We start from the raw sequence: 23,596 nt of genomic DNA, 5'->3' as shown, positions 1-23,596 counted from the left end.
CCTCAGGCGCGAGCACAACGAGACTTCTTCACCGGAGCCACAACGCATGAAACGCATCTTCCTGTTCCTGGCCACCAACCTCGCCGTCGTGGTGGTGCTGGGGGTGGTCGCCAGCCTGCTGGGCGTCAACCGCTACCTCACCGCCAACGGGCTGAACCTGGGGGCGCTGCTGGGCTTCGCCTTCATCATGGGCTTCGGCGGCGCCATCATCTCGCTGCTGATGTCCAAGCCGATCGCCAAGTGGAGTTCGGGCGTGCACGTCATCGACGGCAGCGGCTCGCCCGACGAGCGCTGGATCGTCGACACGGTGCGCGGCTTCGCCGACAAGGCGGGCATCGGGATGCCGGAAGTCGGCATCTTCGAGGGCGAGCCCAACGCCTTCGCCACCGGCGCATTCAAGAACAGCGCGCTGGTGGCGGTGTCCACCGGCCTGTTGCAGGGCATGACGCGCGAGGAGGTCGAGGCCGTCATCGGCCACGAGGTGGCCCACGTCGCCAACGGCGACATGGTGACCATGACCCTGATCCAGGGCGTGATGAACACCTTCGTGGTGTTCCTGTCGCGCGTCATCGGCTACCTGGTCGACGGCTGGCTCAGCCGCGGCGAGCAGCGCTCGGGGCCCGGCATCGGCTACATGGTCACGACCATCGTGTTGGACATCGTGTTCGGCGTCCTGGCCGCCATCATCGTGGCCTGGTTCTCGCGCCAGCGCGAGTTCCGCGCCGACCGTGGCTCGGCCCAGCTGATGGGCCGGCGCCAGCCGATGGTGAACGCGCTGGCCCGCCTGGGCGGCATGGTGCCCGGCGAGCTGCCGCGCAGCCTGCAGGCCATGGGCATCACCTCCGGCGTGGGCAAGCTGTTCTCCAGCCACCCGCCGATCGAGGAGCGCATCGCCGCGCTGCAGAACGCGCCGGCCTGAGCGGCCCGGGTCGCGACAAGGCCGCCCACGGGCGGCCTTTTTCGTTGCCGGCGGCCGCTTTCAGTCCGGCTGCACCAGGCGCTGGACGTCGGCCACCGGCATGCCGTACATGTCGGCGAAGTCTTCCACGCTCTTGCCGCTGGCGACGAAGGCGCGTCGCAGCGCCTCCTGGCGGGCGGCCTGCTGGCCCAGGGCGGCCAGCGCCTCGTCCAGCAGGACCCGGCCCGCTTCGGCACCGCCGCCGAAGCGCTCGCGGTAGCCGTCGCGGCCCAGGCCCGAGCGCTCGATGGCGTCCACCAGCTGGGCCACGGCGCGCTGGCGTGCAGCCGGCTCCTGCGGCGTGCTGCTCTTGCGGCGGTACAGCTCCACGATGGCGTGGTGGACGTGCTCGGGCGCGACCGGCTCGACCGGGCGACCCTGCAGATCGTGCCGCGCCAGCCCGGAGGCGACCGCCTCGATGTAGCGGTTGGAGCGGGTGTGCAGGCCGAGCGCGACCTTCAGGCCGTCGACCGGCAGGGCGTCCGGGTGCGCCGCGCGCAGGTCCTCGAACACGCCGAGCTTGAGCGGCAGGAAGCGGGCACCGAACAACGCCGGGTACAGCGTGAACAGCGTGTGCAGCAGCGGATGCTGCGGGCGCGCCGGCTTGCGGCCGCCCTTGGGCCGGGTCTTGCCGGCGGGAGCGGGCGCCGGAGTGGCGTCGGTGGGAGGAGGGGGCGTGTCGTTCATGAATGGGTTGCGTGCAGGGCGGCGGCGACGCTGCGCGCCACCGCTTCGCCGACCTTGATGCCGTCGACGCCGGCCGAGAGGATGCCGCCGGCGTAGCCGGCTCCTTCGCCGGCCGGATACAGGCCGCGGACGTTCAGGCTCTGGAAATCCTCGGCGCGCGTGATGCGCAGCGGCGACGAGGTGCGGGTCTCGACGCCGGTGAGCACGGCGTCGTGGCGGTCGAAGCCGGGGATCTTGCGGCCGAAGGCGGGCAGCGCCTCGCGCAGCGCCTCGATCGCGTACGGCGGCAGCGACGGGTGCAGGTCGCCGAGCCGGACCCCCGGCTTGTACGAGGGCAGCACGTCGCCGAACGCGGTGGAAGGGCGGCCGGCGACGAAATCGCCGACCAGCTGGCCGGGCGCCTCGTAGGTGCCGCCGCCGAGCTCGAAGGCGCGCGACTCCAGTTCGCGCTGCAGGGCGATGCCGGCCAGCGGGCCGCCCGGGTAGTCGGCCGGATCGATCGACACCACCATGCCGGCATTGGCGTTGCGCTCGTTGCGCGAGTACTGGCTCATGCCGTTGGTGACCACCCGGTTCGGCTCCGAGGTGGCGGCCACCACCGTGCCGCCGGGGCACATGCAGAAGCTGTAGACGGCGCGGCCGTTGCTCGCGTGGTGTACCAGCTTGTAGTCGGCGGCGCCCAGCAGCGGGTGGCCGGCGTGGCGGCCCCAGCGGGCGCGGTCGATCATCCCCTGCGGGTGCTCGATGCGAAAGCCGATCGAGAACGGCTTGGCCTCCAGGAACACGCCGCGCGCATGCAGCGCCTCGAAGGTGTCGCGCGAGCTGTGGCCCAGCGCCAGCACCACGTGGTCGGCGCGCAGTTCGGAGCGGGCGCCGCTGTCCTGGTGCAGCACCTGCAGGCCGCGCAGCTGGCCGTCCTCGATGAGGAAGTCGGTCACGCGCTGCTGGAACCGGATCTCGCCACCCAGGGCGGTGATCTGCTCGCGCAGGTTCTCCACCACCTTCACCAGCTTGAAGGTGCCGATGTGCGGGTGCGCCGCGTAGAGGATCTCGGGCGGCGCGCCAGCCTGGACGAATTCGCCCATCACCTTGCGGCCGAGGTAGCGCGGGTCCTTGATCTGGCTCCACAGCTTGCCGTCGGAGAAGGTGCCGGCGCCGCCCTCGCCGAACTGCACGTTGCTCTCGGGCTGCAGCTCGCGCCGGCGCCACAGGCCCCAGGTGTCCTTGGTGCGCTGGCGCACGGTCTTGCCGCGCTCCAGCACGATGGGCTTCAAGCCCATCTGGGCCAGCACCAGCGCGGCGAAGATGCCGCAAGGGCCGAAGCCGATGACGACCGGCCGCAGCGGCGGCGCCTCGGGCAGCGTGACTGGCGGGCGCCACTCCATGTCGGGGCTCGGGCCGACATGCGGGTGGCGGGCGAACTGGTCGATCAGCGCGCGTTCGCGCGCCGGATCGGCCAGCACCACGTCGACGATGTAGACCGCCAGCAGGTCGGCCTTGCGGGCGTCGAAGCTGCGCTTGAAGACGGTGAGCGTCGCGAGGTCGGACGCGGCAAGGCCGAGCAGCCGGGCCGCTGCTTCACGCAGCGGCGCTTCGGGCTGCTCCGCCTGGGACAGGGGGAGTTTCAGTTCGGAGACGCGGATCACGGCTTGGGGCGATCAAGCAGGTGCCGGCGCGGCGCGCCGGTGGCGTGCGATCATACCGGCCGTGAAGTTCGCCAGACCGCCGCTGGTGCGATCGCCGAAAGGCGGCACTGGAGGAAGGTCCGGACTGCGCAGGGCAGCGTAGCAGGCAACGCCTGTCCACCGCGAGGTGAGGATCAGAGCAACAGAGACGAGTCTCGGCGGCTGGGGCAACTCGGTCGTCGGGGGTGAAACGGGCAATCTCTACGCGCAGCAATACCAAATAGGCCAGCGGTGATGTGGCTCCGCGGAGCTGGCGGGTAGGTAGCACCGAGCCGGTGGGGCGACCCCCGGCCCAGAGGAATGGCGGTCACGGCGCGGGCAACCGCGCCGCACAGAATCCGGCCTACGGCGGACTTCACACTTTTTCCGGCGACCGGCTCAGAAGCGCTCGTGCGCCTGCAGCCAGCGCCACTGCCCGGCCGGCAGGGCGGCCATCGGCACGCGGCCGAGCCGGATGCGACGCAAGCTGCGCACCTGCAACCCGACCTGCGCGCACATCCACGGCACCAGGGACGGGTCGATGCCCTTGAGCGCGAAGCGCAACCGGTGCTCGCTCTGCCAGCTGACCTTGCAGGGCGGCAGCGGCCGGCCGTCGCGCACCAGCCCATGGCCCAGCCGCGCCAGCGCCTCCGGTGGCGCGCTGCCCGCGACCTCGACCACCAGTTCCTGTTCGATGAACGCGGCGTCCTCGCCGAGCTTGCGCAGGATGCGCCGGTCCTGGCTGAACACGGCCAGCCCCTCGGTGTCAGGGTGCAGGGGCATCAGGAGCACCGTGCCGCGCAGGTGCTGGCGCAGCAGCGGGGACCGGTCGGGATCGGCCGCCCAGTGGTGGGGCGCCGCCAGCAGCGCGCGGGCTGCGTCGTCGCCGATGCCAGGCGGGCGGTGCAGAAGGAGGGTGGCGCCGCTGGCCGGGGCGGACAGCTTGGCGGTGGTGTCCACGGCGACCTGCTGGTGGTCGGCAACGCGGCTCTCGGGCGCGTCGACCACCAGGCCGTCGACCCGCACGAAGCCGCCCTCGATGTACTGCTCGGCCTGACGGCGCGAGCACGGCACCTGGGCCGCGACCCGCTTGGCCAGCCGGACGGGCTCAGCCACGGGCCGGCGCCGCGAGCCCGAGCGCCTCGATCCGCTGCACGTGCGCCAGCAGCGAGCGCTGCGCCACCGGCCACAGCCGCGGCGGCACGTCGGCATAGGCCAGCGGCACCCAGTCCTCGAGGGGCGCGCCGGGCTTGGCACGCATGGCGGCGATGACCTTGGCCTCGCGCTCCAGGCGGTGCTGTTTCAGGCGCGCAATGGCGCCGATCGGATCGCCCAGCACATAGCCGTGGGCCGGCAGGATGAAATCGACGTCGTGTTCGCGGCAGGCGGCCGTCAGCCGGTCCAGCGAGGCCAGGTAGGCCGTCATGTCGCCGTCGGGCGGATCGACGATGGTGGTGCTGCCGTTGAGGATGTGGTCGCCCGAGAGCAGCAGCCCGTCCTCGAGCAGCACCAGGCACAGGTGGTTGGCCGCATGGCCGGGCGTGTGGACCACTCGCAGGCTGTGGACCTGGCCGCCGCCGCTGACGGCCAGCACCTCGCCGTCGGCCAGTTCGCGGTCGGGCGTGAAGGCGCTGGCCGGGCGCGCGGTCGGCCGGGAGGCCAGGCCGAGCACCGGGGGCCGGCCGGCGCAGGCCGCTTGCAGCGGGCGCGCGCCGGGCGAGTGGTCGGCATGCGAGTGGGTGCAGACGACCAGCCGCACATCGCCGCCGGTGGCCTGCAGCAGCCGTTCGCGGTGGCCGGCGTCGTCGGGGCCGGGGTCGATGACGATGTAGCCGGTGGCTGCGTCGCCGACGATGTAGGTGTTGGTGCCGGGGCCGGTCATGACGCCGGGATTGCCGGCGGTCAGCCGCATCACGTTGCGCAGCAACGGCACGGGCCTCTCGGCCTGCCAGTCGAGCGGGTGGACGATCTGGCCGTCTGGGCAGACCAGGGCGAGTTCACCGAACGGCTGCTCGCCCTCCATGTAGCGCGCCTCCTTCCCGCCCAGAAGGCCGGCGCGCGGGCAGCTGGTCCACAGCGGCTGCTCGCCGGCGCAGGCCGCGAGCAGGGCGTCGACGCTGCCGTAGTCCTGCATCCGCTCCAGCGTGCGGATGGTGGGGAAGAGCATGAAGAACTGGCCGGCCCGGTGGCGCGCCAGCGCGTCGGCCGGGCGCACCCACAGCGGCTCGAACTGCTCGGTCTCGTCGGCCACCGGCTGCTGGCCCGCGGGCATGCGGGCGGCCAGGAAGGGCACGTCGAAGCGCCGTGGCAGGTCGCGGTCGGTGACCCAGTGGGCCAGCACGTAGACCTCGTCGGCGGCCAGCGTGAGGCCGCGCTCGCGGCACTGGGCCGCGAATGGTGCGTGGCGGTCGAGGGCCGCGATGTCGGCGTCGGTCGCGGGCCGGCCGTCGGCATGGCGCGCCAGCAGGACGCCCAGCTCCTCGAAGCTTTCGCGGATGGCGGCGATGGCCTGGGTGAGGCGCTCGTCGGTCTGGCCGGGGCGGCGCGCGGCGAGGGCGTGGGACTCGGCGTCGGCGGCATCGATCCCGCCGCCCGGGAACACGTAGGCACCGGGCGCGAAGCTGGCGGTCGCCGAGCGGCGCGTCATCAGCACCTCGGGACCCTGCGGCGCGTCGCGCAGGAGCAGGACGGTAGCGGCCGGTCGGGTGGCTACGGGTTCGCGCTGGGTGTGCAGCAGCTGCGTGGCTCTTACCATCGACCGATTACAGCATGGAGACCTGCGCATGAAGACCGCACCGACCACCCGCCGCGCCGTGCTGGCAACGCTCGCCCTGGGGTTGTCCGCCGGGCCGGCGTTCGCGCAGGGCGCCGGCGACTGGCCCAAGCGCCAGCCGATCAAGATCGTGGCCGTGTTTCCGCCCGGCGGCTCGGTCGACCAGGTGGCGCGGATCCTCGCCCCGGCGCTGGGCCAGCAGCTGGGCCAGACCGTCATCGTCGACAACAAGGGCGGTGCGTCCGGCTCCATCGGCACCGCCGCGGTGGTGCAGTCGCCGCCCGACGGCTACACGCTCGCCGTGGTGTTCGACACCCACGGCGTCAACCCCGCCCTGATCCCCGGCCTGCCGTACGACACCACCCGCGACCTGGTGCCGCTGGTGCTGGTGGGCACCTCGCCCATGGTGCTGGCCACCCACGTCAACAGCGAGTTCAAGACCTTCGCCGACGTGGTGGCGGCGGCCAAGGCGCGCAAGCCGGTGAGCTACGGCTCGATCGGCAACGGCAGCCTGGGCCACCTGGCGATGTCGCTGCTGGCCAGGAACGGCAACCTCGAGTGGACCCACGTGCCGTACAAGGGCGGCGGCCCGCTGATGCAGGACGCCGTTGCCGGCCACGTGCCGCTGTCGATCGGCTCGGTGTTCGTCACCAAGCCGCACCTGGACAGCAAGCGCATGCGCGCGCTGGCGGTCACCAGCTCCCGGCGCAGCGAGGTCCTGCCCGACGTGCCCACCATCGCCGAGAGCGGCTTCCCGGGGTTCGATGCGCCGGCCTGGTGGGCGGTACTGGCGCCCGCCAGGACGCCGCCGGAGATCGTGCGGCGCCTGAACGAGGAACTGAACAAGGCCCTGAAGAACCCCGACATCGCCAGGAAGCTCGACGCCCAGGGCATCGACGTCGTCGGCGGCACGGTGGACAGCGCCCGCGCCTTCATTGACAAGCAGGTGGCGACCTGGAGCAAGGTCGTCAAGGACAACAACATCAAGGCGGATTGACGCAGGCGCTTCGCGCCGCCGTCAATCCGTCCCGGCGAAAGCCGGGACCTCCTGGGAATAGCAGGTCGTCGAACTTGTCCGTCCGGCCGCGAGCTGGATCCTCGCCCAATGGTGCCCGCGCCGCATGCTATTGCGCGCAAGCGGTGCCCCTGCCGGGACGGCTAGTCCTCGGGCGTGACGCCCAGCGCCAGCAGGAAGCGCGCGACCATGTTGTAGGTGGCGATGGCGGCCGTGATCTCGACCAGGGCCGTGGTGTCGAAGCGGCCCTGCAGCTGCGCGAAGAGGGCGTCGTCGACCGTCACCTGGCGCGTCATCTGGGCGGCGTAGCGCACCACCAGCGCCTCGTCGCCGGCCAGGCCGGCCGGCACCGCACCGTCGGGCGCCTGGCAGTACGCGTTCAGCGCATCGAGTTCGCCCTGCGTCCCGCCGGCGGCCAGGAAGTCGGGCGCGTGGTGGTGGTACTCGTAGTGCGCGCCGGTCAGCAGGGCCACGGTGCAGATGCCCAGTTCGCGCAGCTTGCGGCTGGTGGGCAGGCCGGTGCGCACCGCCTTGAGATAGGTGTTCCAGCCGCGCGCCAGCGGCTCGCTCCAGAGCAGGGCCTTGTCGAGGTTGAGGAGGGCGCCGCCGCGGCGCTCGAGGATGGCGTCCACCAGGTCCTGGGGCTGCGGCTTGCGGTCGGGGGTCCAGTCGGGAATGCGCATGGGATCGAGGGTGGTTGCAGACCGGGCGAGCATACGGCCGCCCGGCGCCGCCATAAGCTCATGCTTCCCCGCGTCGAAGGCCTTCGCGACAATGGGCCTGCACTGCTTCCCAGGAGTCCTGACCTTGATCCCCATCCAGCCCCGTTCCCTGCTGCGCCACGCCGTCGTCGCAGCGACCGCCGCCGTCCTGCTGCCGCTGGCGCAAGCCCAGGCGCCGGCCGATTGGCCGCAGCACCCCGTCACCGTGGTGATGACGTTCCCGGCCGGTTCCGGCGTCGACGTCGTCGCCCGCACGCTGCAGGAGCCGCTGGGCAAGGTGCTGGGGCAGCCGGTGGTCATCGACTACAAGCCCGGTGCGGCCGGCAACATCGCCAGCGAATACGTGGCGCGGGCGCGCCCCGACGGCTACACGGTGGTGTTCGGCACGGCCGCCACCCACGGCAGCAACGCGGCGCTGTACAAGAAGATGTCGTTCGACGTCGAGACCGACTTCGTGCCCGTCACGCCCATCCTGGACGTGTCCAACGTGCTGACGATCAACCCCGACGTCATCAACGTCAAGACGCTCAAGGAGTTCGTCGAGGTGGTGAAGGCCAACCCGGGCAAGTTCAACTATGCGTCGACCGGCAACGGCACCGGCACCCACATGGCGTTCGCGGAGTTCAACTCGCGCCTGGGCCTGAACATGGCCCACGTGCCCTACAAGGGCGGCCCGGAGGCGATGACGGCGGTGCTCAAGGGCGAGACCTGCTGCATCATGAACCAGGTGCAGACCGTGCTCACCCAGTACAAGGCCGGCAAGGTGCGGCTGCTGGGCGTGACGACGGCCAAGCGCGTGGCCGCCATCCAGGAGGTGCCCACCATCGCCGAAAGCGGCCTGCCGGGCGCCGGCGGCTTCGACAGCAGCACCTGGTTCGCGCTGTTCGCACCCAAGGGCACCGACCCCAAGGTGGTGGCCCGGCTCAATGGCGCCGTGCGGACGGTGCTGGAGACGCCCGAGATCCGCGGCAAGCTCGAGAGCGCCGGCAACACGATCCGCATCGAGACGCCGGAGCAGTTCCGGCAGACCGTCCATGCCAACCGGGCGAAGTGGGCCGACGTCGTCAAGGCCGCCAACGTCACCATCGACTGACGGCCGCGGCGCGGCTGCTCAGCGCTGCTCCGGCGGCACGTACCGCCGGGTCGCCAGCAGCTCGGGCTCCTCGTGGGCCAGCAGCCGCTCCCAGTGGCGGTCGGCGTCGGCGACGAACAGGTCGCGCACGATGGCCTGGGCCAGCCGGGTGGCGCCGATCCCCAGGCCGGGGATGTCGCCCGCCAGCGCGCCGTGGCTGAGCGTGCTGCCCCAGTTGAACAGGTGCAGGCGGGCCAGCGCCCCGGCGTGTTGGCCGGTGCCGCTGCGCAGCTCGAAACCCGGCCCCAGGTAGGGAAAGCGGGCCGGCTCCGGATGCGCGGCCGCCTGCGCTGCGCCGACGTGGCGCGCCCAGGTGTCCACGTGCGGCGTGTAGATCGCCAGTTCCGGCCGGTCCAGCAGGTCGACGTCGAACCCGGTGCCGAAGATGACCGCGTCGAAGCGTTCGCTGCGCAGGGCGGTCGTCACGACGACCCCGTCCCCGTCCACCCGCACGTCGGTCCAGCCTTCGCCCAGGTGCAGGCTGAACCCCGGCTGGTCGTCGCAGCGGCGCACGCTCTCCCAGGGCGGGGGCACCTGCTCGTCGAAGATGTAGGTGTAAAAGCGCCACTTGCGCGCATCGTCCAGCGCCTCGAAGCCGCGCAGGAAGCCCGTGAACGAGGTCCATTTGCTCTTGTTCACCTGCGGCAGCAGCGGCCGGCGGGCGAACAGCGCCACCTGCGCGCCCGCCTCCAGGGCGGCGCCGGCGTTGTCGAAGGCGGAGGCGCCCGCGCCCAGCACGCCGATGCGCCGGCCGCGCAGGGCCTCGAAATCGATCGCGTCGGCCGAGTGGAAGACGCGGGCGCGCGCGGCCGGGTCGTCGCTGCGCAGCGACGGGAAGCGCGGCCAGCGCGGGCCGCCGCTGCCGTCGCGCCCCAGCGCCAGCACCACCTTGCGCGCCAGCACCGTCTGCTCGCCGGCCGGCGTGCGCAGGCGCGCGCGCGCCAGGCCGTCCTGCTCGTCCAGGGCCAGCAGGCGGGTCCCGTTCTCGACCGGCAGCGCCACGGTCTCGCGCACCCACAGCAGGTAGTCGCGCCAGTCGAGGCGCCCGACCTTGTGCAGCGCCGCCCAGCCGTCGGCGCCGTGCTGCGCCTCGTACCAGGAGCGGAAGCTGAGGCTGGGCACGCCCAGGTCGGGCCCGGTCAGGTGCTTGGGGCTGCGCAGCGTCGTCATGCGGGCGAAGGTGCCCCAGGGGCCTTCGTCGCCGCGCGGCGCGGCGTCGACCACTCGCAGGTTGGCCACGCCCTCGCGCAGCAAGGCGAACGCCGCCGTCTGGCCGCACATGCCGGCGCCGACCACCAGCACGTCCAGCACCGGCTCGCCGCCGGGCGCCGTGGTCGGCAGCACCCAGCTGGCGGGCGGATGGTTCAGGCGCGCGAGCTCGTCGCGAGCGCGTTCGCCGAGTGCCTGCAGCGCCTGCGGGCGGCGCTCGCTGGAAACCGCCATCGCGGGCACCGGGGGCAGGGAGGTGGGGGATTGCAAGGGAAAGATAATCCTTGGATGACGATCGAGCTCGAGTGCTACTACAGCCTGTCTTCGCCCTGGGCGTATTTTGCCGGGCCCCGGCTCCAGGACATCGTGCGGCGGCACGGCGTGCGGCTGCTGCTCAAGCCGTACGACTTCCAGGCCGTGGTGGTGAAGAACGGCGGCATCCCGATCCGCACCCGGCCCGAGCCGCGCCGCACCTACCACGACGAGGAACTGGTGCGCTGGGGCCGGCACCTGGGCATGCCGATCCACCCGCAGCCGAAACACTATCCGCGCCATGCGGTCGGCGATCCCAACTGGAACAAGTACGCCGGCTGGATGGTCATCGCCGCCCAGCTGCAGGGGCTGGATGCGTTCGTGCTGTCGCACGCGCTGCTGCGGGCCCTGTGGGCGGAGGAGCGCGACACCTCGCTGCCGGCCGAACGCATCGCCATCGCGGACGCACACGGTTACGACGGCGAGGCCCTGCAGGCGCTGGAGCAGTCGCCGGCGGTGCTCGCCACCTACGACACCTACAGCCGCGAGGCCACCGAACGCGGGGTGTTCGGCGCGCCCACCTTCGTGCTCCAGGGCGAGCGGTTCTGGGGCCAGGACCGGCTCGGGTTCGTCGATCGCGCGCTCGAGCGGCTGCGCGGTTGAGCCGCGCGCTCCCGGGGCGGATAATCGGCCCATGCGCATCCGCTTCACGAAGATGCAGGGCGCCGGCAACGATTTCGTCGTCCTCGACGAAATGGCCGGCCGGCTGGGCCTGACGGCGCAGCAGTACCGCTGGCTGGCCGACCGCCACTTCGGCGTCGGCGCCGACCAGGTGCTGTCGGTGCGCCCCTCGCCGGCGCCGGGCATCGATTTCGAATACGTCATCCACAACGCCGACGGCAGCGAGGTCGAGCAGTGCGGCAACGGCGCGCGCTGCTTCGCGCGCTACGTGCGCGACAAGGGCCTCACCGACCGCGACACGGTGCGCGTGCGGACCCTGTCGGGCGACATCGAGCCGCGCCTGACGCCCGACGGCCGCGTCACCGTCGACATGGGGCCGCCGGTGTTCGAGCCGCCCGCCGTGCCGTTCGACACCGCCGGCCTCACGCCCCAGCCCGATGGCGCCTGGGAGGCCTGGAAGCTGGCCCTGGGCACGCGGGCCGACGCCCCCATCGTGGCCGTGTCGGTGCTGTCGATGGGCAACCCGCACGCGGTGCAGGAGGTCGAGGACGTCGACACCGCGCCGGTCACGACCCACGGCCCCCTGATCGAACACCACCCGCGCTTTCCCAGGCGCGTGAACGCCGGCTTCCTGCAGGTGCTGGACCGCGGCCATGCCCGCCTGCGGGTCTGGGAACGCGGCGCCGGCGAGACGCTGGCCTGCGGCACCGGGGCCTGCGCCGCCGTCGTCACGGGCATCCGGCGCGGGCGGCTGGATTCGCGGGTGGACGTGCAGACGCGCGGCGGCCTGCTCACCATCGAGTGGGCCGGCGCAGGCACCTCCGTGTTCATGACCGGCCCGGCGGTCACCGTGTTCGAAGGCGAGATCGAGATCCCAGAATGACAGACGCTGCCATGAATCCCATCACCGAGGATGACATCGCCAACTACCTGGCGAACACGCCCGACTTCTTCGAGCGCCACGCCCAGATGCTGGCGACCGTGCAGCTGACCAGTCCCCACGGCAACCGCGCCGTCAGCCTGCAGGAGCGGCAGGCCGAGATGCTGCGCGAGAAGATCAAGGCGCTGGAGCACCGCATCATGGACATGGTGCGGCACGGCAACGAGAACGTGATCATCGCCGACCGGCTGCAGCGCTGGGCGCGCAACCTGATGCTGGTGCGCGCCCCCCAGGACCTGCCGGCCGCCGTCGTGACCGAGCTGGTGGCGCAGTTCATGGTGCCGCAGGCGGCCATCAAGGTCTGGGACGTCGCGCAGCCGTACCAGGGCGAGTCGTTCGCCACCGGGGTGAGCGAGGACGCCCGCACCTTCGCCTCGTCGCTCACGCAGCCCTATTGCGGCGTGAACTCCGGCTTCGAGGCGGTCGACTGGCTGGTCGACCAGGCCATGGCCATGTCGGTCGCGCTGCTGCCGCTGCGCTCAGGCGATCTGCGCAACCCCTCCCGGGCCTTCGGCATGCTGGTGCTGGCCTCGCCCGACCCGCAGCGCTTCGCCGCCGGCATGGGCACCGATTTCCTCGAACGCATCGCCGAATTCGCCTCGGCTTCCCTCTCGCGCCTGCGCGACGCCTGATGGACACCGGCGCCGACGCCGCCCTGGTCGAGCAGTACCTGGAGCACGTGCGCGTCGGCAAGCGGCTGGCCCAGCGCACGGTGGAGCTGTATTCGCTCGACCTGGCCAGGCTGCTGGAGAACGCGCGGGCCGCCGGCGTTGCCCTGGAACGCGTGCAGACCGCCCACATCCGCCGCTGGGTGGCGCAGATGCACGGCGCCGGCCGCAGCGGGCGCGGCATCGCCCTCATCCTGTCGGGCTGGCGCGGGTTCTATGCCTGGCTAGGGATGCAGGGCCGCGTGCCCAGCAACCCGGTGCAGGACGTGCGTGCGCCGCGCTCGCCCCGGCCGCTGCCCAAGGCGCTGGGCGTGGACGACGCCATGCGCCTGGCCGACCACGAAGAGGCCGACGCCGACCCGGTGCTGGAGGCGCGCGACGTCGCCATGGTCGAGCTGCTGTACGGCTGCGGCCTGCGGGTGGGCGAAGTGGTCGGCCTGGACGCGGTGCCCAGCGGCGTGGCGCGCGGCTGGCTCGACCTGGAGGCCGGCGAGGCCCACGTCCTGGGCAAGGGCAGCAAGCGGCGCTCGGTCCCGGTCGGCCGCCAGGCGGTGGAGGCCCTGCGCCACTGGCTCGCGCTGCGGCCGCAACTGGCCGGCGACGACCCGGCGCTGTTCGTCGGCCGTGGCGGCCGGCGCCTGTCGTCGCAGTCGATCTGGCTGCGCCTGCGCCGCCGCAGCCTGCAGGCGGGCCTGGCGACGCCGGTGCACCCGCACATGCTGCGCCACTCGTTCGCCAGCCACGTGCTGCAGTCCAGCGGCGACCTGCGCGCGGTGCAGGAGTTGCTGGGCCACGCCAACATCGCCACCACGCAGGTCTACACCCGGCTCGACTTCCAGCACCTGGCCAAGGCCTACGACGCCGCGCATCCGCGCGCGCTGCGCAAGCGCGGCGGCTAGCGGCCCGGGTCAGCGCACCGGGAAGACGGCCCGCTTGCTGTCCGGCGGGACCGCCGCCAGCACGGCGTCCAGCCGCTCGACCACCGACCGGGCATCGTGGCCGCTCGGCACCAGGGTGTGCGCCACCCGCACCTGGGCCACCCATTCCAGCGGCCGGTCCTTGAACGGCATCAGGCAGCGCGCCACGATCTTGGGCCCGGTGGCGGCGACCTCGTCGACCGTCAGCGGCCCCTCGACCAGCATGCCGAAGCGGTGGTCGGCCAGGCGCGCCACGCTGTCGAACTCGCGCGCCGCCGACTGCAGCCGGCCGGCCACCCGCAGCGGCAACTCGTCGGCCCAGCGGGGCTCGAAGTCGCGCCGCAGGGCCTGCGTGTTGGCGATGTCGACCAGCAGCACAAGGCTGTCGTGCTTGAGCCGGCCGCTGCGCGCGATCAGCCGCTGCAGCCGCTCCAGGAACACGTGGGCGTTGATCAGGCCGGTGGCGGGGTCGGTGCGGTCCAGCCCGTGCAGGCGGCGGCTGGTGGCGCGCCGGTGCTGGCTGCGCGCCACCAGCACGGCCATCAGCAGCGGCAGGTCGATGGCGATGCCGATCTGCATCGCGTGCGTGGTCCAGAAGGACACCGGCAGCCATCCGCTCAGGCGCGCCAGCGGCAGGGAGGCGCCGACCGCCACCGGGACCATGGCCACCAGCAACCAGCCGGCGTGGCGGTCGCCGCGGCTGGCCGCCCAGGCCACGACCGAGATGGCGGCCAGGATGGACAGCACCATCACCGGCACCAGGATGCGCGAGCGCCAGCCGGGATCGACCAGCAGGATGGCGCCGGCGGCCGCCAGGCAGGCCACCGACAGGACCGCCAGCAGCAGGTGCGAGCGCCGCGAGCGCTCGGGCAGCGACACGACGGTGGACAGGAACCAGAGCAGGGCGGCGACGGCCGCCGGTGGCAGCGCGATGGCCGACACATCGTTCCACCACGCCTGCCGCGGCCACAGGTGCAGCCCGGCGATGCCGGTCAGGCAGGCCTGGGACAGCGCCATCAGGCCGATGGTGAGCGCGTACCAGGCGAAGGCGGCGTCGCGCAGGGGCAGGGCGGCCAGCAGGGCCAGCACGATCGAGAGCCCTGCCAGGCCGAAGTAGATGCCCAGCACGAGGCCGCTGCGCTGCTCCTGGCGCACCAGTTCGCGTTCGCTGGTGAACTGCAGCGGCGCCCCGAACCCGTTCCTGTTCTCCACCCGCAAGTAGAACTGCTGAGGCGTGCCCGGCATCAGGGCCAGCGGCAGCAGCGGGTGCCGATGCGGCAGCGGCCAAGCGGCCACGGCCAGCGTGTCGCCGGCCGTCTGCTCGATCCAGCGGCCCTGCGGGTCCTGGGTGGACAGCGTCACCCGGTCGACGCCGGGGTAGGGGACCTGCAGGTACCAGCGCTCGTTGTCGTCGGCCTCGGACAGCGTGAAGCGGAACCAGAGCGCCTGGCCGCGCCGCAACGGGTAGATGTGCCCGGGCACCGTGGCCACCCAGGCACCGGCGGTGCCGGCGGCCACCGATGCCAGGTCGGCGTGCCCGTCGGCGTCGAGCCAGGCCTGGCCGTGGCCGTCGAGGGCGAGTTCCCCCGCCGCGGCGTCGAGCGCGAGCACGGGCCCGGCCAGCGCTGCGCGACCGCCCAGCAGCAGGACCAGCACGACCGCCAGCACGCTCCAGCGCGCGCTCCAGTGCCGCCTTTTCTCCACAGAGCCCCCAAGGTTGTGCTGCCATTGTCGCCGGACAATCGGCAACATGAAATCCATCCGCCTGCGCCCCGGCAAGGAACGCTCCCTGCTGCGCCGCCATCCCTGGGTGTTCGACTCCGCCATCGCAAAGGGCGGCGGCGACCCCGGCGAGACCGTGCGCGTGGAGGCGGCCGACGGCGCCTTCCTGGCCTGGGCGGCCTTCAGTCCCGCCTCGCGCATCCGGGCCCGCTGCTGGAGTTTCGATGCGGCGCAGCGCATCGAGCCGGCCTTTTTCGAGGCCGCCGTGGCGGCGGCCGTGCGCGCCCGCGAACGTTTCCCGATCGACAGCGACGGCCTGCGCCTGGTGCACGGCGAATCCGACGGCCTGCCGGGCCTCATCGTCGACCGCTACGGCGACACCCTGGTGGCCCAGTTCCTGTCGGCCGGGGCCCAGCGCTGGAAGACGGTGCTGGCCGACGCGCTGCTGCAGGTGACGGGGCTGTCGCGGCTGTACGAGCGCTCGGACACGAGCTCGCGTTCGCTCGAGGGGTTGCCGGCCGAGGCGGGCTGGCTGCGCGGCGACGGCCCGACCGAACTGGCGATCCGCGAGCACGGCTGGCGCCTCACGCTGGACATCGCCACCGGCCACAAGACCGGCTTCTACCTCGACCAGCGCGACAGCCGCCGGCTGTTCGCCGAGCATGCAGCGCGGCTGCGCCCGCAGCGGGTGCTCAACTGCTACTGCTACACCGGGGGCTTCACGGTGGCCGCGCTGGCGGGCGGGGCGGCCCACGTCACGTCGATCGACTCGTCGGGCCCGGCCCTGCAGCGGGCCCGGGCGCACGTCGCGCTGAACGGCTTCGATCCCGGCGCGGCCGAGTTCCTCGATGCCGACGTCAATGCCAGCCTGCGCCGCTTCCTGGAGGAGGGGCGCACCTTCGATGCCATCGTGCTGGATCCGCCCAAGCTGGCACCGACCGCGGCCCATGCCGAACGGGCGGCGCGCGCCTACAAGGACATCAACCGGCTGGCGCTCAAGCTGCTGGAGCCCGGCGGCCTGCTGTTCACCTTCTCGTGCTCGGGCGGCATCACGGCCGACCTGTTCCACAAGATCGTGGCCTCGGCCGCCATCGACGCCGGGGTGGACGGGTTCGTCACGGCCCGGCTGGCCGGCGCCCCCGACCACCCGATGACCCTGGTGTTTCCGGAAGGCGAGTACCTGAAAGGCCTGGCGGTCATCCGCAGGTAGCTGTCGCGCGCTCGCGTCAGGGGCAACCCAACCCCGCTACACTCCCGTCCCTTCCGTTCAAGGCCCCCTCCCATGAGCCTCATCCCCGCCACCATCCTCACCGGCTTCCTCGGCTCGGGCAAGACCACCCTGCTCAAGCGCGTCCTGAGCGAGGCCCACGGGCAGAAGATCGCCGTCATCGAGAACGAGTTCGGCGAGGAGAACATCGACTCCGACATCCTGGTGACCGAGTCGAAGGAGCAGATCATCCAGATGAGCAACGGCTGCATCTGCTGCACCATCCGCGAGGACCTGCGCGAGACGCTGCAGCTGCTGGCGGCCAAGAAGCGCAAGGGCCTGCTCGACTTCGACCGGGTGGTCATCGAGACCACCGGCCTGGCCGATCCCGGACCGGTGGCCCAGACCTTCTTCATGGACGACGAGATCGCCGAGACCTACCTGCTCGATTCGATCCTCACGCTGGTGGACGCCAAGCACGCGGCGCAGCAGCTGAACGACCGGCAGGAGGCGCGCCGGCAGGTCGGCTTTGCCGACCAGATCTTCATCAGCAAGACCGACCTGGTGGCCCAGGACGAGACCGAGGCCCTGGTCCACCGCCTGAAGCACATGAACCCGCGGGCGCCGCACAAGGCGGTGCACTTCGGCGAGGTCGAACTGGAGGAGGTGTTCGACCTGCGCGGCTTCAACCTGAACGCCAAGCTGGACATCGACCCCGATTTCCTGAAAGAAGACGACCACGACCACGCACACCACGACCATGAGCACGGCGAGAACTGCGACCATCCCTCGCACGCGCACGAGGGCCACGGGCACCACCACCACGTCGACGACGACGTCAAGAGCTTCGTCTTCAAGTCCGAGCGGCCGTTCGACCCTGCCAAGCTGGAGGACTTCCTGGGCGCGGTGGTGAACATCTACGGCCCGCGCATGCTGCGCTACAAGGGCGTCCTGAACATGCAGGGCACCGAGCGCAAGGTGATCTTCCAGGGTGTGCACCAGCTGATGGGCAGCGACCTGGGGCCGGCCTGGGCCGAGGGCGAGACCCGGGAGAGCAAGATGGTGTTCATCGGGCTGGACCTGCCCAAGGACATCTTCCTGCAGGGGCTGGGGCAGTGCCTTGCCTGAGGCCGGAGGCCCGCACTCACCCATCCACGGCTGGCCCGTGGCTTGCATGCCACCCCCCGAGGGCGGCCGGCGGGCGGCGCCAGGAGAGAACTTCCCGTGTTTGTCGCGCTTTTGCAAATGATGGGGTTTCCCCTCGGAACGACGGCCGTGCCCAGCGGTGGCACACCCGCGCCGGTCCACCGAAAGCGCTACTTCACGCCAGAGCTGCCCGACAATCAGGGTATAACTCGCACCGATGATGGCCACCCCATACCAACGACGCCTGCCGGGAGCGACAGCCCCCGAGCCGGTGCTGCGAGGAGATCGGACGTGAAGCCCCAACCCAAGGCCGCCGCCAAAGCCGTGAAGGCAGCCCCCAAGGCGAAGGCCAAGACTGCCGCCAAGACGGTGAAACCGGCGCCCAAGAAGGCAGTGGCCAGCAAGGCGCCGGCCAAGAAGGTGGTCGCGAGCAAGACGACACCCGCCAAGGCAGCCAAGGCTGTCACGGCAACCACAACCAGGCCGGCTTCCAAGCCGGCTGCCAAGCCAGCCGCGAAGGCGGCCCCCAAGCCAGTGTCGAAGGCGCCGGCCACCAAGGCGGCCGCACCGGCACCCAAGAAGACCATCCCCGCCAAGGCGCCGGCCCCCGTGCCCGCCAAGGCCATTGCCCGACCAACCCCCGTAGCAGCCTCGGCCATGCCCCCCCGGGCACCGGACCCGATGGGCAGCCCGGCGCGCGCCACCCGCCCGTCGGCCCGCCTGGCGCAGATCACGGTGCCCTCGATGGCGCAGTCGGTCGCGTCCACGGCGGCCAAGGCCAGCTACACCCAGACCCCCGCATCCCTCGTGCTCACACCTCCGCCCCTCGTCAACATCAAGAAAGATCCCAAGCTCGCCAACAACTGGAAGGCCAAACCGGCCGAGGAGCTGACGGATGCCGAGGTCCTGGCCATGCCGGACTCGGAGTACATGAACGACAAGCAGATGGCCTTCTTCAGAAGCAAGCTGGTGCAGCTGAAGCAGGACATCCTGAACAACGCCGGTGAAACCACCGAACATCTGCGCGAAGACACCGTCATCGTGCCGGACCCGGCCGACCGCGCCACGATCGAGGAGGAACACGCCCTCGAACTGCGCACCCGCGACCGCGAGCGCAAGCTGCTCAAGAAGATCGAGCAGTCCATCGCGCGCATCGACGCCGGCGACTACGGCTACTGCGACGAGACCGGCGAGCCCATCGGGGTCGGCCGGCTGCTCGCGCGCCCGACCGCGACCCTGTCGCTCGAGGCGCAGCAGCGCCGCGAGTTGAAGCAGAAGATGTTCGGCGACTGACGCCACCCCGTTCGCCAGCCAGTTCCCCCACCGCGCCACCATGCCCGACAAGGAAAGCAGCGGCCTCCTGTCCAAGGTGGTGAAGTTCGTTCGCAACCCCGGCTCGGGATGGTCCGAGGCGGAGCAGGACGCCTCCGAGAGCTCGTACTCCAAGCAGATGCTCAAGGAGATGATCGAGCGCAAGCGGCGCAACGACTTCGTGCGCAAGCGCGAGTTCGACATGCTGCGCAAGATGCGTCGCAGCGAGGTCCTGGCCGGCCAGGACCCCGCGGCGCGTCCCTCGTTCTTCCAGAGCTCGATGCCGTCCAAGCCGGACGACCGCGCCAGCACGCTCAAGAAGATCGACGAGATCGAGGCGCAGATGTCCATGCAGTGGTGGAAGACCAAGCATGGCGACGCCGCGATGCGGGTCGGGGCCGGCAGCAGCACCAACTTCCCGATGTCGGCGCACCCGCCGGGCGAATCGGGTCCCGGCGGTTCGGCGGCTGGCTCGCTCCCGCCGGTGGTTGCCTACCAGCGCACCGAGCCGGTGCCCATTGCCACGGCGCCGCCGGTGCGCGCGGCCGACGACAACCTGCTCGATTTCGACGAGCCGTCGCTGCCCCCGGCCGCCGTGCCCGCGGCGGCCGCAGCTGCGACGCCGGCCTCGCAGCGCACGCCGGTCCCCGGCGCTGCCGCACCGAACCGTCCGCCGATGGGGATGTTCGCGGCGCCACCCACCGAACCCGGCACGCCCAGCGGCTTTTCGGCCTCCAAGGTGTTCGCCATCGACGTCGACGAGTTCGCGCACGACCCCGAGCTGGAAGAGGCCTCGATCCGGTTCGCCAACGGCGATGATGCCGGCGCGGAGTCCGGCCTGATGGAGGTGCTGGGCCCCGGCGGCGCGCGCATCGACCACGACGAGACCTGGCTCACGCTGTTCGACCTGTACCGCGCCACCGGCCAGCAGGACCGCTTCGAGAGTGCCGCCATCGAGTTCGCCGGCCGCTTCGGCCGCTCGGCCCCGCAATGGATCTCGCTGCCCGAGGCGGTGGGCAAGATCGGCTCGGCCGCCCCGGCGGCGCCGGCCGGCAACCAGGCCGCCGACTGGGTCTCGCCCGGCACCCTGGGCACGCAGTCGCTGGCCACGCTCAATGCGGCCCTGGGACGCTCCCCGCAGCCCTGGCGGCTGTCCTGGACCAAGCTCGCCAGCATCGAGGATGCCGCGCTGGAGGGCCTGGCCCGCCTGTTCAATTCCTGGGCGGCGCAGACCGTGCAGGTGCGCTTCATCAGCGCCGACAACCTGGAGCGCGTGCTCAAGGACGCCACGCCGTCGGGCGACAAGGGCGTCAATCCGGCCTGGTGGAAGCTGCGCCTGGAGGTGCTGCGCGTCATGCACCGCCCCGACGAATTCGAGCTGGTGGCGCTGGACTACTGCGTCACCTATGAAGTCTCGCCGCCGTCGTGGGACAGCGCCCGTTGCGAGTACAAGCCGCTGCAGGCCGACGGCAGCTACGTGCCGGGCCACACCATCATCGGCGAGGCGTTCCGCGACTCGGTGCTTACCGGCAGCGCCAGCACCACCTACGGCGAGACGCTGCAGGGCGGGCTGAGCGCACAGACCGCGCAGGTGGCCACCGTCGAGCTCGCCGGGCAGATCCTGGGCGATGCCCAGGAAGCCATCGACCTGCTCGACGGCAAGCTGGCCGGCGCCGACATCATGGTCATCTCGTGCACGCGGCTCATCCGCATCGACTTCACGGCTGCCGGCACGCTGCTCAACTGGGTGAGCTCGCGCCAGGCCGAGGGCCGCCAGGTCCAGTTCGCCGACGTGCACCGGCTGGTGGCCGCGTTCTTCAACGTCATCGGCATCAGCGAGCACGCACGCGTCATCGCCCGGCGCGACTGACGGACGTCGCTTGCAATCATCGGCGGCAGCCCCACCTGCCGCCGATGGACCAATTTCACGGAACCACCATCGTCAGCGTGCGGCGCCAGCTTGCCGACGGGCGCTGGCACGTCGCCATCGGCGGCGACGGCCAGGTGACACTCGGCAACGTGGTCATCAAGGGCACGGCCCGCAAGGTGCGCAAGCTCTACCACGACAAGGTGCTGGCCGGTTTCGCCGGCGCCACGGCCGATGCCTTCACGCTGTTCGAGCGCTTCGAGGCCAAGCTCGAGAAGCACCAGGGGCACCTGGTGCGGGCGGCGATCGAACTCACCAAGGACTGGCGCACCGACCGCGTGCTGCGCCGCCTCGAGGCGATGCTGGCGGTGGCCGACCGCGATGCGTCGCTCATCATCACGGGCAACGGCGACGTGCTCGAACCCGAGCACGGCATCGTGGCCATCGGTTCGGGCGGCGCATACGCGCAGGCGGCGGCCCGGGCCCTGCTCGACAACACGCAGCTGCCGGCGCGCGACATCGTCAAGAAGTCGCTCGAGATCGCCGGCGAGTTGTGCATCTACACGAACATGAATCACACGGTGGAAGTCCTGGAGTAGCAGGACACCCGGAGACCCGAGCAGCGAACCCCCTCACCCCAACCCTCTCCCCCGAGGGGGAGAGGGGGCGGAGCTTCAACTGACCAAGGCCGCGCGCCTCAATCTCTTCCGGTGGTGGCGGAGCCGCCGCCGAACATCTGGAGTGAATCCCCCATGTCTTCCATGACCCCTCAGGAGATCGTCTCCGAGCTGGACCGGCACATCGTCGGGCAGTCGCAGGCCAAGCGGGCCGTTGCCATCGCCTTGCGCAACCGCTGGCGGCGCCAGCAGGTGGACGAGAAGCTGCGGCCGGAGATCACGCCCAAGAACATCCTGATGATCGGGCCCACGGGGGTGGGCAAGACCGAGATCGCCCGGCGGCTCGCGAAGCTGGCCGACGCGCCCTTCATCAAGGTCGAGGCGACCAAGTTCACCGAGGTGGGCTACGTCGGCAAGGACGTCGACGCCATCGTGCGCGACCTGGCGGAGATCGCCGTCAAGCAGACCCGGGTGGCCGAGATGCGCAAGGTGCGCAGCCGGGCCGAGGATGCCGCCGAGGACCGCATCCTCGACGTGCTGGTGCCCGGCGTGGCCAACGACAGCCCGGCGCGCCAGTCGTTCCGCAAGAAGCTGCGCGAGGGCCAGCTCGACGACAAGGAGATCGAGATCGACCTGGCCGAGGCCAGCAAGCAGCTGGAGATCATGGGGCCCGCCGGCATGGAGGAGATGACCGAGCAGTTGCGCGGCATGTTCAGCCAGTTCGGCGGCAGCCGGCGCAAGACCCGCAAGCTGCGCATCGGCGAGGCGATGAAGCTGCTGGTCGACGAGGAGGCCGGCAAGCTGGTCAACGAGGACGAGATCCGGGCGCAGGCGATCCACAGCGCCGAGCAGAACGGCATCGTCTTCATCGACGAGATCGACAAGGTGGCGTCGCGCAGCGAGACCGGCGGCGCCGAGGTGTCGCGCCAGGGCGTGCAGCGCGACCTGCTGCCCCTGGTCGAAGGCACGACCGTGACCACCAAGTACGGGCCGGTGCGCACCGACCACATCCTGTTCATCGCCAGCGGCGCGTTCCACCTGGCCAAGCCCAGCGACCTCATCCCCGAACTGCAGGGCCGGCTGCCGATCCGGGTCGAACTGCAATCCCTCTCCGTGCAGGATTTCGAGGCCATCCTCACCAGCACGCATGCGTCGCTGGTCAAGCAGTACCAGGCGCTGCTGGGCACGGAAGGCGTGCTGCTGGAGTTCACGCCCGAGGGCATCACGCGGCTCGCGCACATCGCCTACGAGGTCAACGAGCGCACCGAGAACATCGGCGCCCGCCGGCTGTCGACCGTGATGGAACGGCTGCTGGACGAGGTGAGTTTCGAGGCCACGCGGCTGGAAGGGCAGACCGTGCGCATCGACGCCGACTACGTGGATGCACGGCTGGCGGAACTCAGTCGCAACGAAGACCTGTCGCGCTACATCCTGTGACAGTCTGCCGGGCTTCATGTGCCACATGCAGAGCCTTGGCTAAGTGCTTCATTTAGAACGACTTTGATTACGGCCGAGCTGGCACAATCTGCTCTAAGTCATTGATTTCATTGCCAAAATCCCGCTAGTGATCACTTGCACAGCTGAGGTTTCCTGCTACAGTGGGGAAAAGTGCAATTAAGTGGTGAAAGGTGCCTTCGCACCCCACGTTGCACCCCCGCAGCAGGCCACAGGTGTTCCAGGGCGCGTCGTCCATCAGTCTCGATGCCAAGGGTCGGCTCTCCGTGCCGACCCGGCACCGCGACGTGCTGGCCGCCACGGCGGGCAGCCAGCTGACGATCACCCGGCACCCGCACGGCTGCCTGATGGTGTTCCCGCGACCCGAGTGGGAGAAATTTCGCGACCGTATCGCGGAGTTACCGATGTCCGCGCAGTGGTGGAAGAGAATCTTCCTGGGCAACGCGATGGACGTGGAGCTCGACGGCACGGGCCGCGTGCTGGTCTCCCCCGAACTGCGCGCGGCAGCCGGCATCGAGCGCGACACCATGCTGCTGGGCATGGGCAACCATTTCGAACTCTGGGACAAGGCGACGTACGAGGCCAAGGAGGCCGAAGCGATGGCCGGCCAGATGCCCGACGTCTTCAAGGACTTCTCCTTCTGAGTGCAGGCG

21 protein-coding genes and 1 other RNA gene are annotated in these 23,596 nt (G+C 71.1%); 15 read left to right on the top strand and 7 right to left on the bottom strand.

The window, feature by feature from the left end:
• Positions 1–46: 46 nt before the first annotated feature.
• Entirely contained in the window at positions 47–919 is an 873-nt protein-coding gene (gene htpX, locus GON04_RS08830) for a protease HtpX (RefSeq protein WP_157397538.1), read from the top strand.
• Between the two features lie 60 nt (positions 920–979).
• On the opposite strand, the gene GON04_RS08825 is transcribed toward htpX, so the two are convergent.
• Both GON04_RS08825 and GON04_RS08820 read right to left on the bottom strand, forming a co-directional pair.
• Positions 980–1,645, bottom strand: a complete 666-nt coding sequence (locus GON04_RS08825; RefSeq protein WP_157397537.1) for a ProQ/FINO family protein — start codon at positions 1,643–1,645, stop codon at positions 980–982.
• On the bottom strand, positions 1,642–3,291 hold the full coding sequence (locus GON04_RS08820) for an FAD-dependent protein (RefSeq protein WP_181653954.1): 1,650 nt from the start codon (positions 3,289–3,291) through the stop codon (positions 1,642–1,644). The genes GON04_RS08825 and GON04_RS08820 overlap by 4 nt, the downstream gene beginning before the upstream one ends.
• A gap of 63 nt (positions 3,292–3,354) precedes the next feature.
• Between GON04_RS08820 and rnpB the strand changes: the two genes are divergently transcribed.
• An RNA gene (rnpB, locus tag GON04_RS08815) (RNase P RNA component class A) lies at positions 3,355–3,691 on the top strand.
• Between the two features lie 17 nt (positions 3,692–3,708).
• On the opposite strand, the gene GON04_RS08810 is transcribed toward rnpB, so the two are convergent.
• Together GON04_RS08810 and GON04_RS08805 are read right to left on the bottom strand one after the other, a co-directional pair.
• Positions 3,709–4,425: a S4 domain-containing protein gene (locus tag GON04_RS08810; protein ID WP_181653953.1), complete on the bottom strand. Its 717-nt coding sequence runs from the start codon at positions 4,423–4,425 to the stop codon at positions 3,709–3,711.
• Positions 4,418–6,064 (bottom strand): MBL fold metallo-hydrolase, encoded by a 1,647-nt coding sequence (locus GON04_RS08805; RefSeq protein WP_157397535.1) that lies wholly within the window; start codon positions 6,062–6,064, stop codon positions 4,418–4,420. Before GON04_RS08805 ends, GON04_RS08810 begins: the two co-directional genes overlap by 8 nt.
• 28 nt (positions 6,065–6,092) lie before the next feature.
• On the opposite strand from GON04_RS08805, the gene GON04_RS08800 reads away from it, so the two are divergent.
• Positions 6,093–7,079: a Bug family tripartite tricarboxylate transporter substrate binding protein gene (locus GON04_RS08800; RefSeq protein WP_157397534.1), complete on the top strand. Its 987-nt coding sequence runs from the start codon at positions 6,093–6,095 to the stop codon at positions 7,077–7,079.
• Between the two features lie 161 nt (positions 7,080–7,240).
• Here the strand turns inward: GON04_RS08800 and GON04_RS08795 are convergent, their stop codons facing one another.
• Positions 7,241–7,780: a carboxymuconolactone decarboxylase family protein gene (locus tag GON04_RS08795; RefSeq protein ID WP_157397533.1), complete on the bottom strand. Its 540-nt coding sequence runs from the start codon at positions 7,778–7,780 to the stop codon at positions 7,241–7,243.
• Between the two features lie 124 nt (positions 7,781–7,904).
• Between GON04_RS08795 and GON04_RS08790 the strand changes: the two genes are divergently transcribed.
• Entirely contained in the window at positions 7,905–8,912 is a 1,008-nt protein-coding gene (locus GON04_RS08790; protein ID WP_370530042.1) for a Bug family tripartite tricarboxylate transporter substrate binding protein, read from the top strand.
• Positions 8,913–8,930: 18 nt separating this feature from the next.
• On the opposite strand, the gene GON04_RS08785 is transcribed toward GON04_RS08790, so the two are convergent.
• Positions 8,931–10,394, bottom strand: coding sequence for an FAD/NAD(P)-binding protein (locus GON04_RS08785; protein WP_198349239.1), 1,464 nt, complete (start codon positions 10,392–10,394; stop codon positions 8,931–8,933).
• 54 nt (positions 10,395–10,448) lie between these two features.
• Between GON04_RS08785 and GON04_RS08780 the strand changes: the two genes are divergently transcribed.
• Genes GON04_RS08780 through GON04_RS08765 form a run of 4 tightly spaced genes read left to right on the top strand, consistent with a single transcriptional unit; the run spans position 10,449 to position 13,600 of the window.
• Entirely contained in the window at positions 10,449–11,075 is a 627-nt protein-coding gene (locus GON04_RS08780; protein WP_157397530.1) for a 2-hydroxychromene-2-carboxylate isomerase, read from the top strand.
• Between the two features lie 31 nt (positions 11,076–11,106).
• The gene (gene dapF, locus GON04_RS08775; RefSeq protein ID WP_157397529.1) at positions 11,107–11,976 is read left to right on the top strand and encodes a diaminopimelate epimerase; all 870 of its coding nucleotides are present in this window, start codon (positions 11,107–11,109) and stop codon (positions 11,974–11,976) included.
• An 11-nt stretch (positions 11,977–11,987) separates the two neighbouring features.
• Positions 11,988–12,665, top strand: a complete 678-nt coding sequence (locus tag GON04_RS08770) for a DUF484 family protein (protein ID WP_232532961.1) — start codon at positions 11,988–11,990, stop codon at positions 12,663–12,665.
• Complete coding sequence (locus GON04_RS08765; RefSeq protein ID WP_157397527.1) at positions 12,665–13,600, top strand: tyrosine recombinase XerC; 936 nt, start codon at positions 12,665–12,667, stop codon at positions 13,598–13,600. Before GON04_RS08770 ends, GON04_RS08765 begins: the two co-directional genes overlap by 1 nt.
• Before the next feature lie 9 nt (positions 13,601–13,609).
• On the opposite strand, the gene GON04_RS08760 is transcribed toward GON04_RS08765, so the two are convergent.
• Entirely contained in the window at positions 13,610–15,322 is a 1,713-nt protein-coding gene (locus tag GON04_RS08760; RefSeq protein WP_181653952.1) for a 7TM diverse intracellular signaling domain-containing protein, read from the bottom strand.
• A gap of 46 nt (positions 15,323–15,368) precedes the next feature.
• Between GON04_RS08760 and GON04_RS08755 the strand changes: the two genes are divergently transcribed.
• The 7 genes from GON04_RS08755 (at position 15,369) to mraZ (ending at position 23,587) form a co-directional block, all read left to right on the top strand.
• Positions 15,369–16,550, top strand: coding sequence for a class I SAM-dependent rRNA methyltransferase (locus tag GON04_RS08755; protein WP_157397525.1), 1,182 nt, complete (start codon positions 15,369–15,371; stop codon positions 16,548–16,550).
• Between the two features lie 72 nt (positions 16,551–16,622).
• Positions 16,623–17,675 carry a CobW family GTP-binding protein gene (locus GON04_RS08750; protein ID WP_157397524.1) on the top strand — a complete coding sequence of 351 codons (1,053 nt, stop codon included), beginning with the start codon at positions 16,623–16,625 and terminating at the stop codon, positions 17,673–17,675.
• A 309-nt stretch (positions 17,676–17,984) separates the two neighbouring features.
• On the top strand, positions 17,985–18,986 hold the full coding sequence (gene dksA / locus GON04_RS26570) for an RNA polymerase-binding protein DksA (protein ID WP_181653951.1): 1,002 nt from the start codon (positions 17,985–17,987) through the stop codon (positions 18,984–18,986).
• Positions 18,987–19,026: 40 nt separating this feature from the next.
• Entirely contained in the window at positions 19,027–20,874 is a 1,848-nt protein-coding gene (locus tag GON04_RS08740) for an STAS domain-containing protein (protein ID WP_157397523.1), read from the top strand.
• A gap of 44 nt (positions 20,875–20,918) precedes the next feature.
• Complete coding sequence (gene hslV / locus GON04_RS08735; RefSeq protein WP_157397522.1) at positions 20,919–21,470, top strand: ATP-dependent protease subunit HslV; 552 nt, start codon at positions 20,919–20,921, stop codon at positions 21,468–21,470.
• A 153-nt stretch (positions 21,471–21,623) separates the two neighbouring features.
• Positions 21,624–22,925 (top strand): ATP-dependent protease ATPase subunit HslU, encoded by a 1,302-nt coding sequence (gene hslU / locus GON04_RS08730; RefSeq protein WP_157397521.1) that lies wholly within the window; start codon positions 21,624–21,626, stop codon positions 22,923–22,925.
• Positions 22,926–23,158: 233 nt separating this feature from the next.
• The gene (mraZ, locus tag GON04_RS08725; protein WP_181654043.1) at positions 23,159–23,587 is read left to right on the top strand and encodes a division/cell wall cluster transcriptional repressor MraZ; all 429 of its coding nucleotides are present in this window, start codon (positions 23,159–23,161) and stop codon (positions 23,585–23,587) included.
• Positions 23,588–23,596: the final 9 nt, after the last annotated feature.

This window comes from Ramlibacter pinisoli (assembly GCF_009758015.1).
GTDB classification, from domain to species: domain Bacteria; phylum Pseudomonadota; class Gammaproteobacteria; order Burkholderiales; family Burkholderiaceae_C; genus Ramlibacter; species Ramlibacter pinisoli.
The sequence above is the reverse complement of the archived record's forward strand: the minus strand, read 5'-3'. Positions and strand labels throughout refer to the sequence as shown.

What these genes read in the sequence shown, in the direction of transcription:
- GON04_RS08780 (WP_157397530.1), top strand. Translation starts at nt 10,449, where the DNA reads ATGACGATCGAGCTCGAGTGCTACTACAGCCTGTCTTCGCCCTGGGCG.
- GON04_RS08785 (WP_198349239.1), bottom strand. Translation starts at nt 10,394, where the DNA reads ATGGCGGTTTCCAGCGAGCGCCGCCCGCAGGCGCTGCAGGCACTCGGC.
- dapF (WP_157397529.1), top strand. Translation starts at nt 11,107, where the DNA reads ATGCGCATCCGCTTCACGAAGATGCAGGGCGCCGGCAACGATTTCGTC.
- GON04_RS08795 (WP_157397533.1), bottom strand. Translation starts at nt 7,780, where the DNA reads ATGCGCATTCCCGACTGGACCCCCGACCGCAAGCCGCAGCCCCAGGAC.
- GON04_RS08755 (WP_157397525.1), top strand. Translation starts at nt 15,369, where the DNA reads ATGAAATCCATCCGCCTGCGCCCCGGCAAGGAACGCTCCCTGCTGCGC.
- GON04_RS08765 (WP_157397527.1), top strand. Translation starts at nt 12,665, where the DNA reads ATGGACACCGGCGCCGACGCCGCCCTGGTCGAGCAGTACCTGGAGCAC.
- htpX (WP_157397538.1), top strand. Translation starts at nt 47, where the DNA reads ATGAAACGCATCTTCCTGTTCCTGGCCACCAACCTCGCCGTCGTGGTG.
- GON04_RS08740 (WP_157397523.1), top strand. Translation starts at nt 19,027, where the DNA reads ATGCCCGACAAGGAAAGCAGCGGCCTCCTGTCCAAGGTGGTGAAGTTC.
- GON04_RS08800 (WP_157397534.1), top strand. Translation starts at nt 6,093, where the DNA reads ATGAAGACCGCACCGACCACCCGCCGCGCCGTGCTGGCAACGCTCGCC.
- hslV (WP_157397522.1), top strand. Translation starts at nt 20,919, where the DNA reads ATGGACCAATTTCACGGAACCACCATCGTCAGCGTGCGGCGCCAGCTT.
- GON04_RS08770 (WP_232532961.1), top strand. Translation starts at nt 11,988, where the DNA reads ATGAATCCCATCACCGAGGATGACATCGCCAACTACCTGGCGAACACG.
- GON04_RS08825 (WP_157397537.1), bottom strand. Translation starts at nt 1,645, where the DNA reads ATGAACGACACGCCCCCTCCTCCCACCGACGCCACTCCGGCGCCCGCT.
- hslU (WP_157397521.1), top strand. Translation starts at nt 21,624, where the DNA reads ATGTCTTCCATGACCCCTCAGGAGATCGTCTCCGAGCTGGACCGGCAC.
- GON04_RS08805 (WP_157397535.1), bottom strand. Translation starts at nt 6,064, where the DNA reads ATGGTAAGAGCCACGCAGCTGCTGCACACCCAGCGCGAACCCGTAGCC.
- GON04_RS08750 (WP_157397524.1), top strand. Translation starts at nt 16,623, where the DNA reads ATGAGCCTCATCCCCGCCACCATCCTCACCGGCTTCCTCGGCTCGGGC.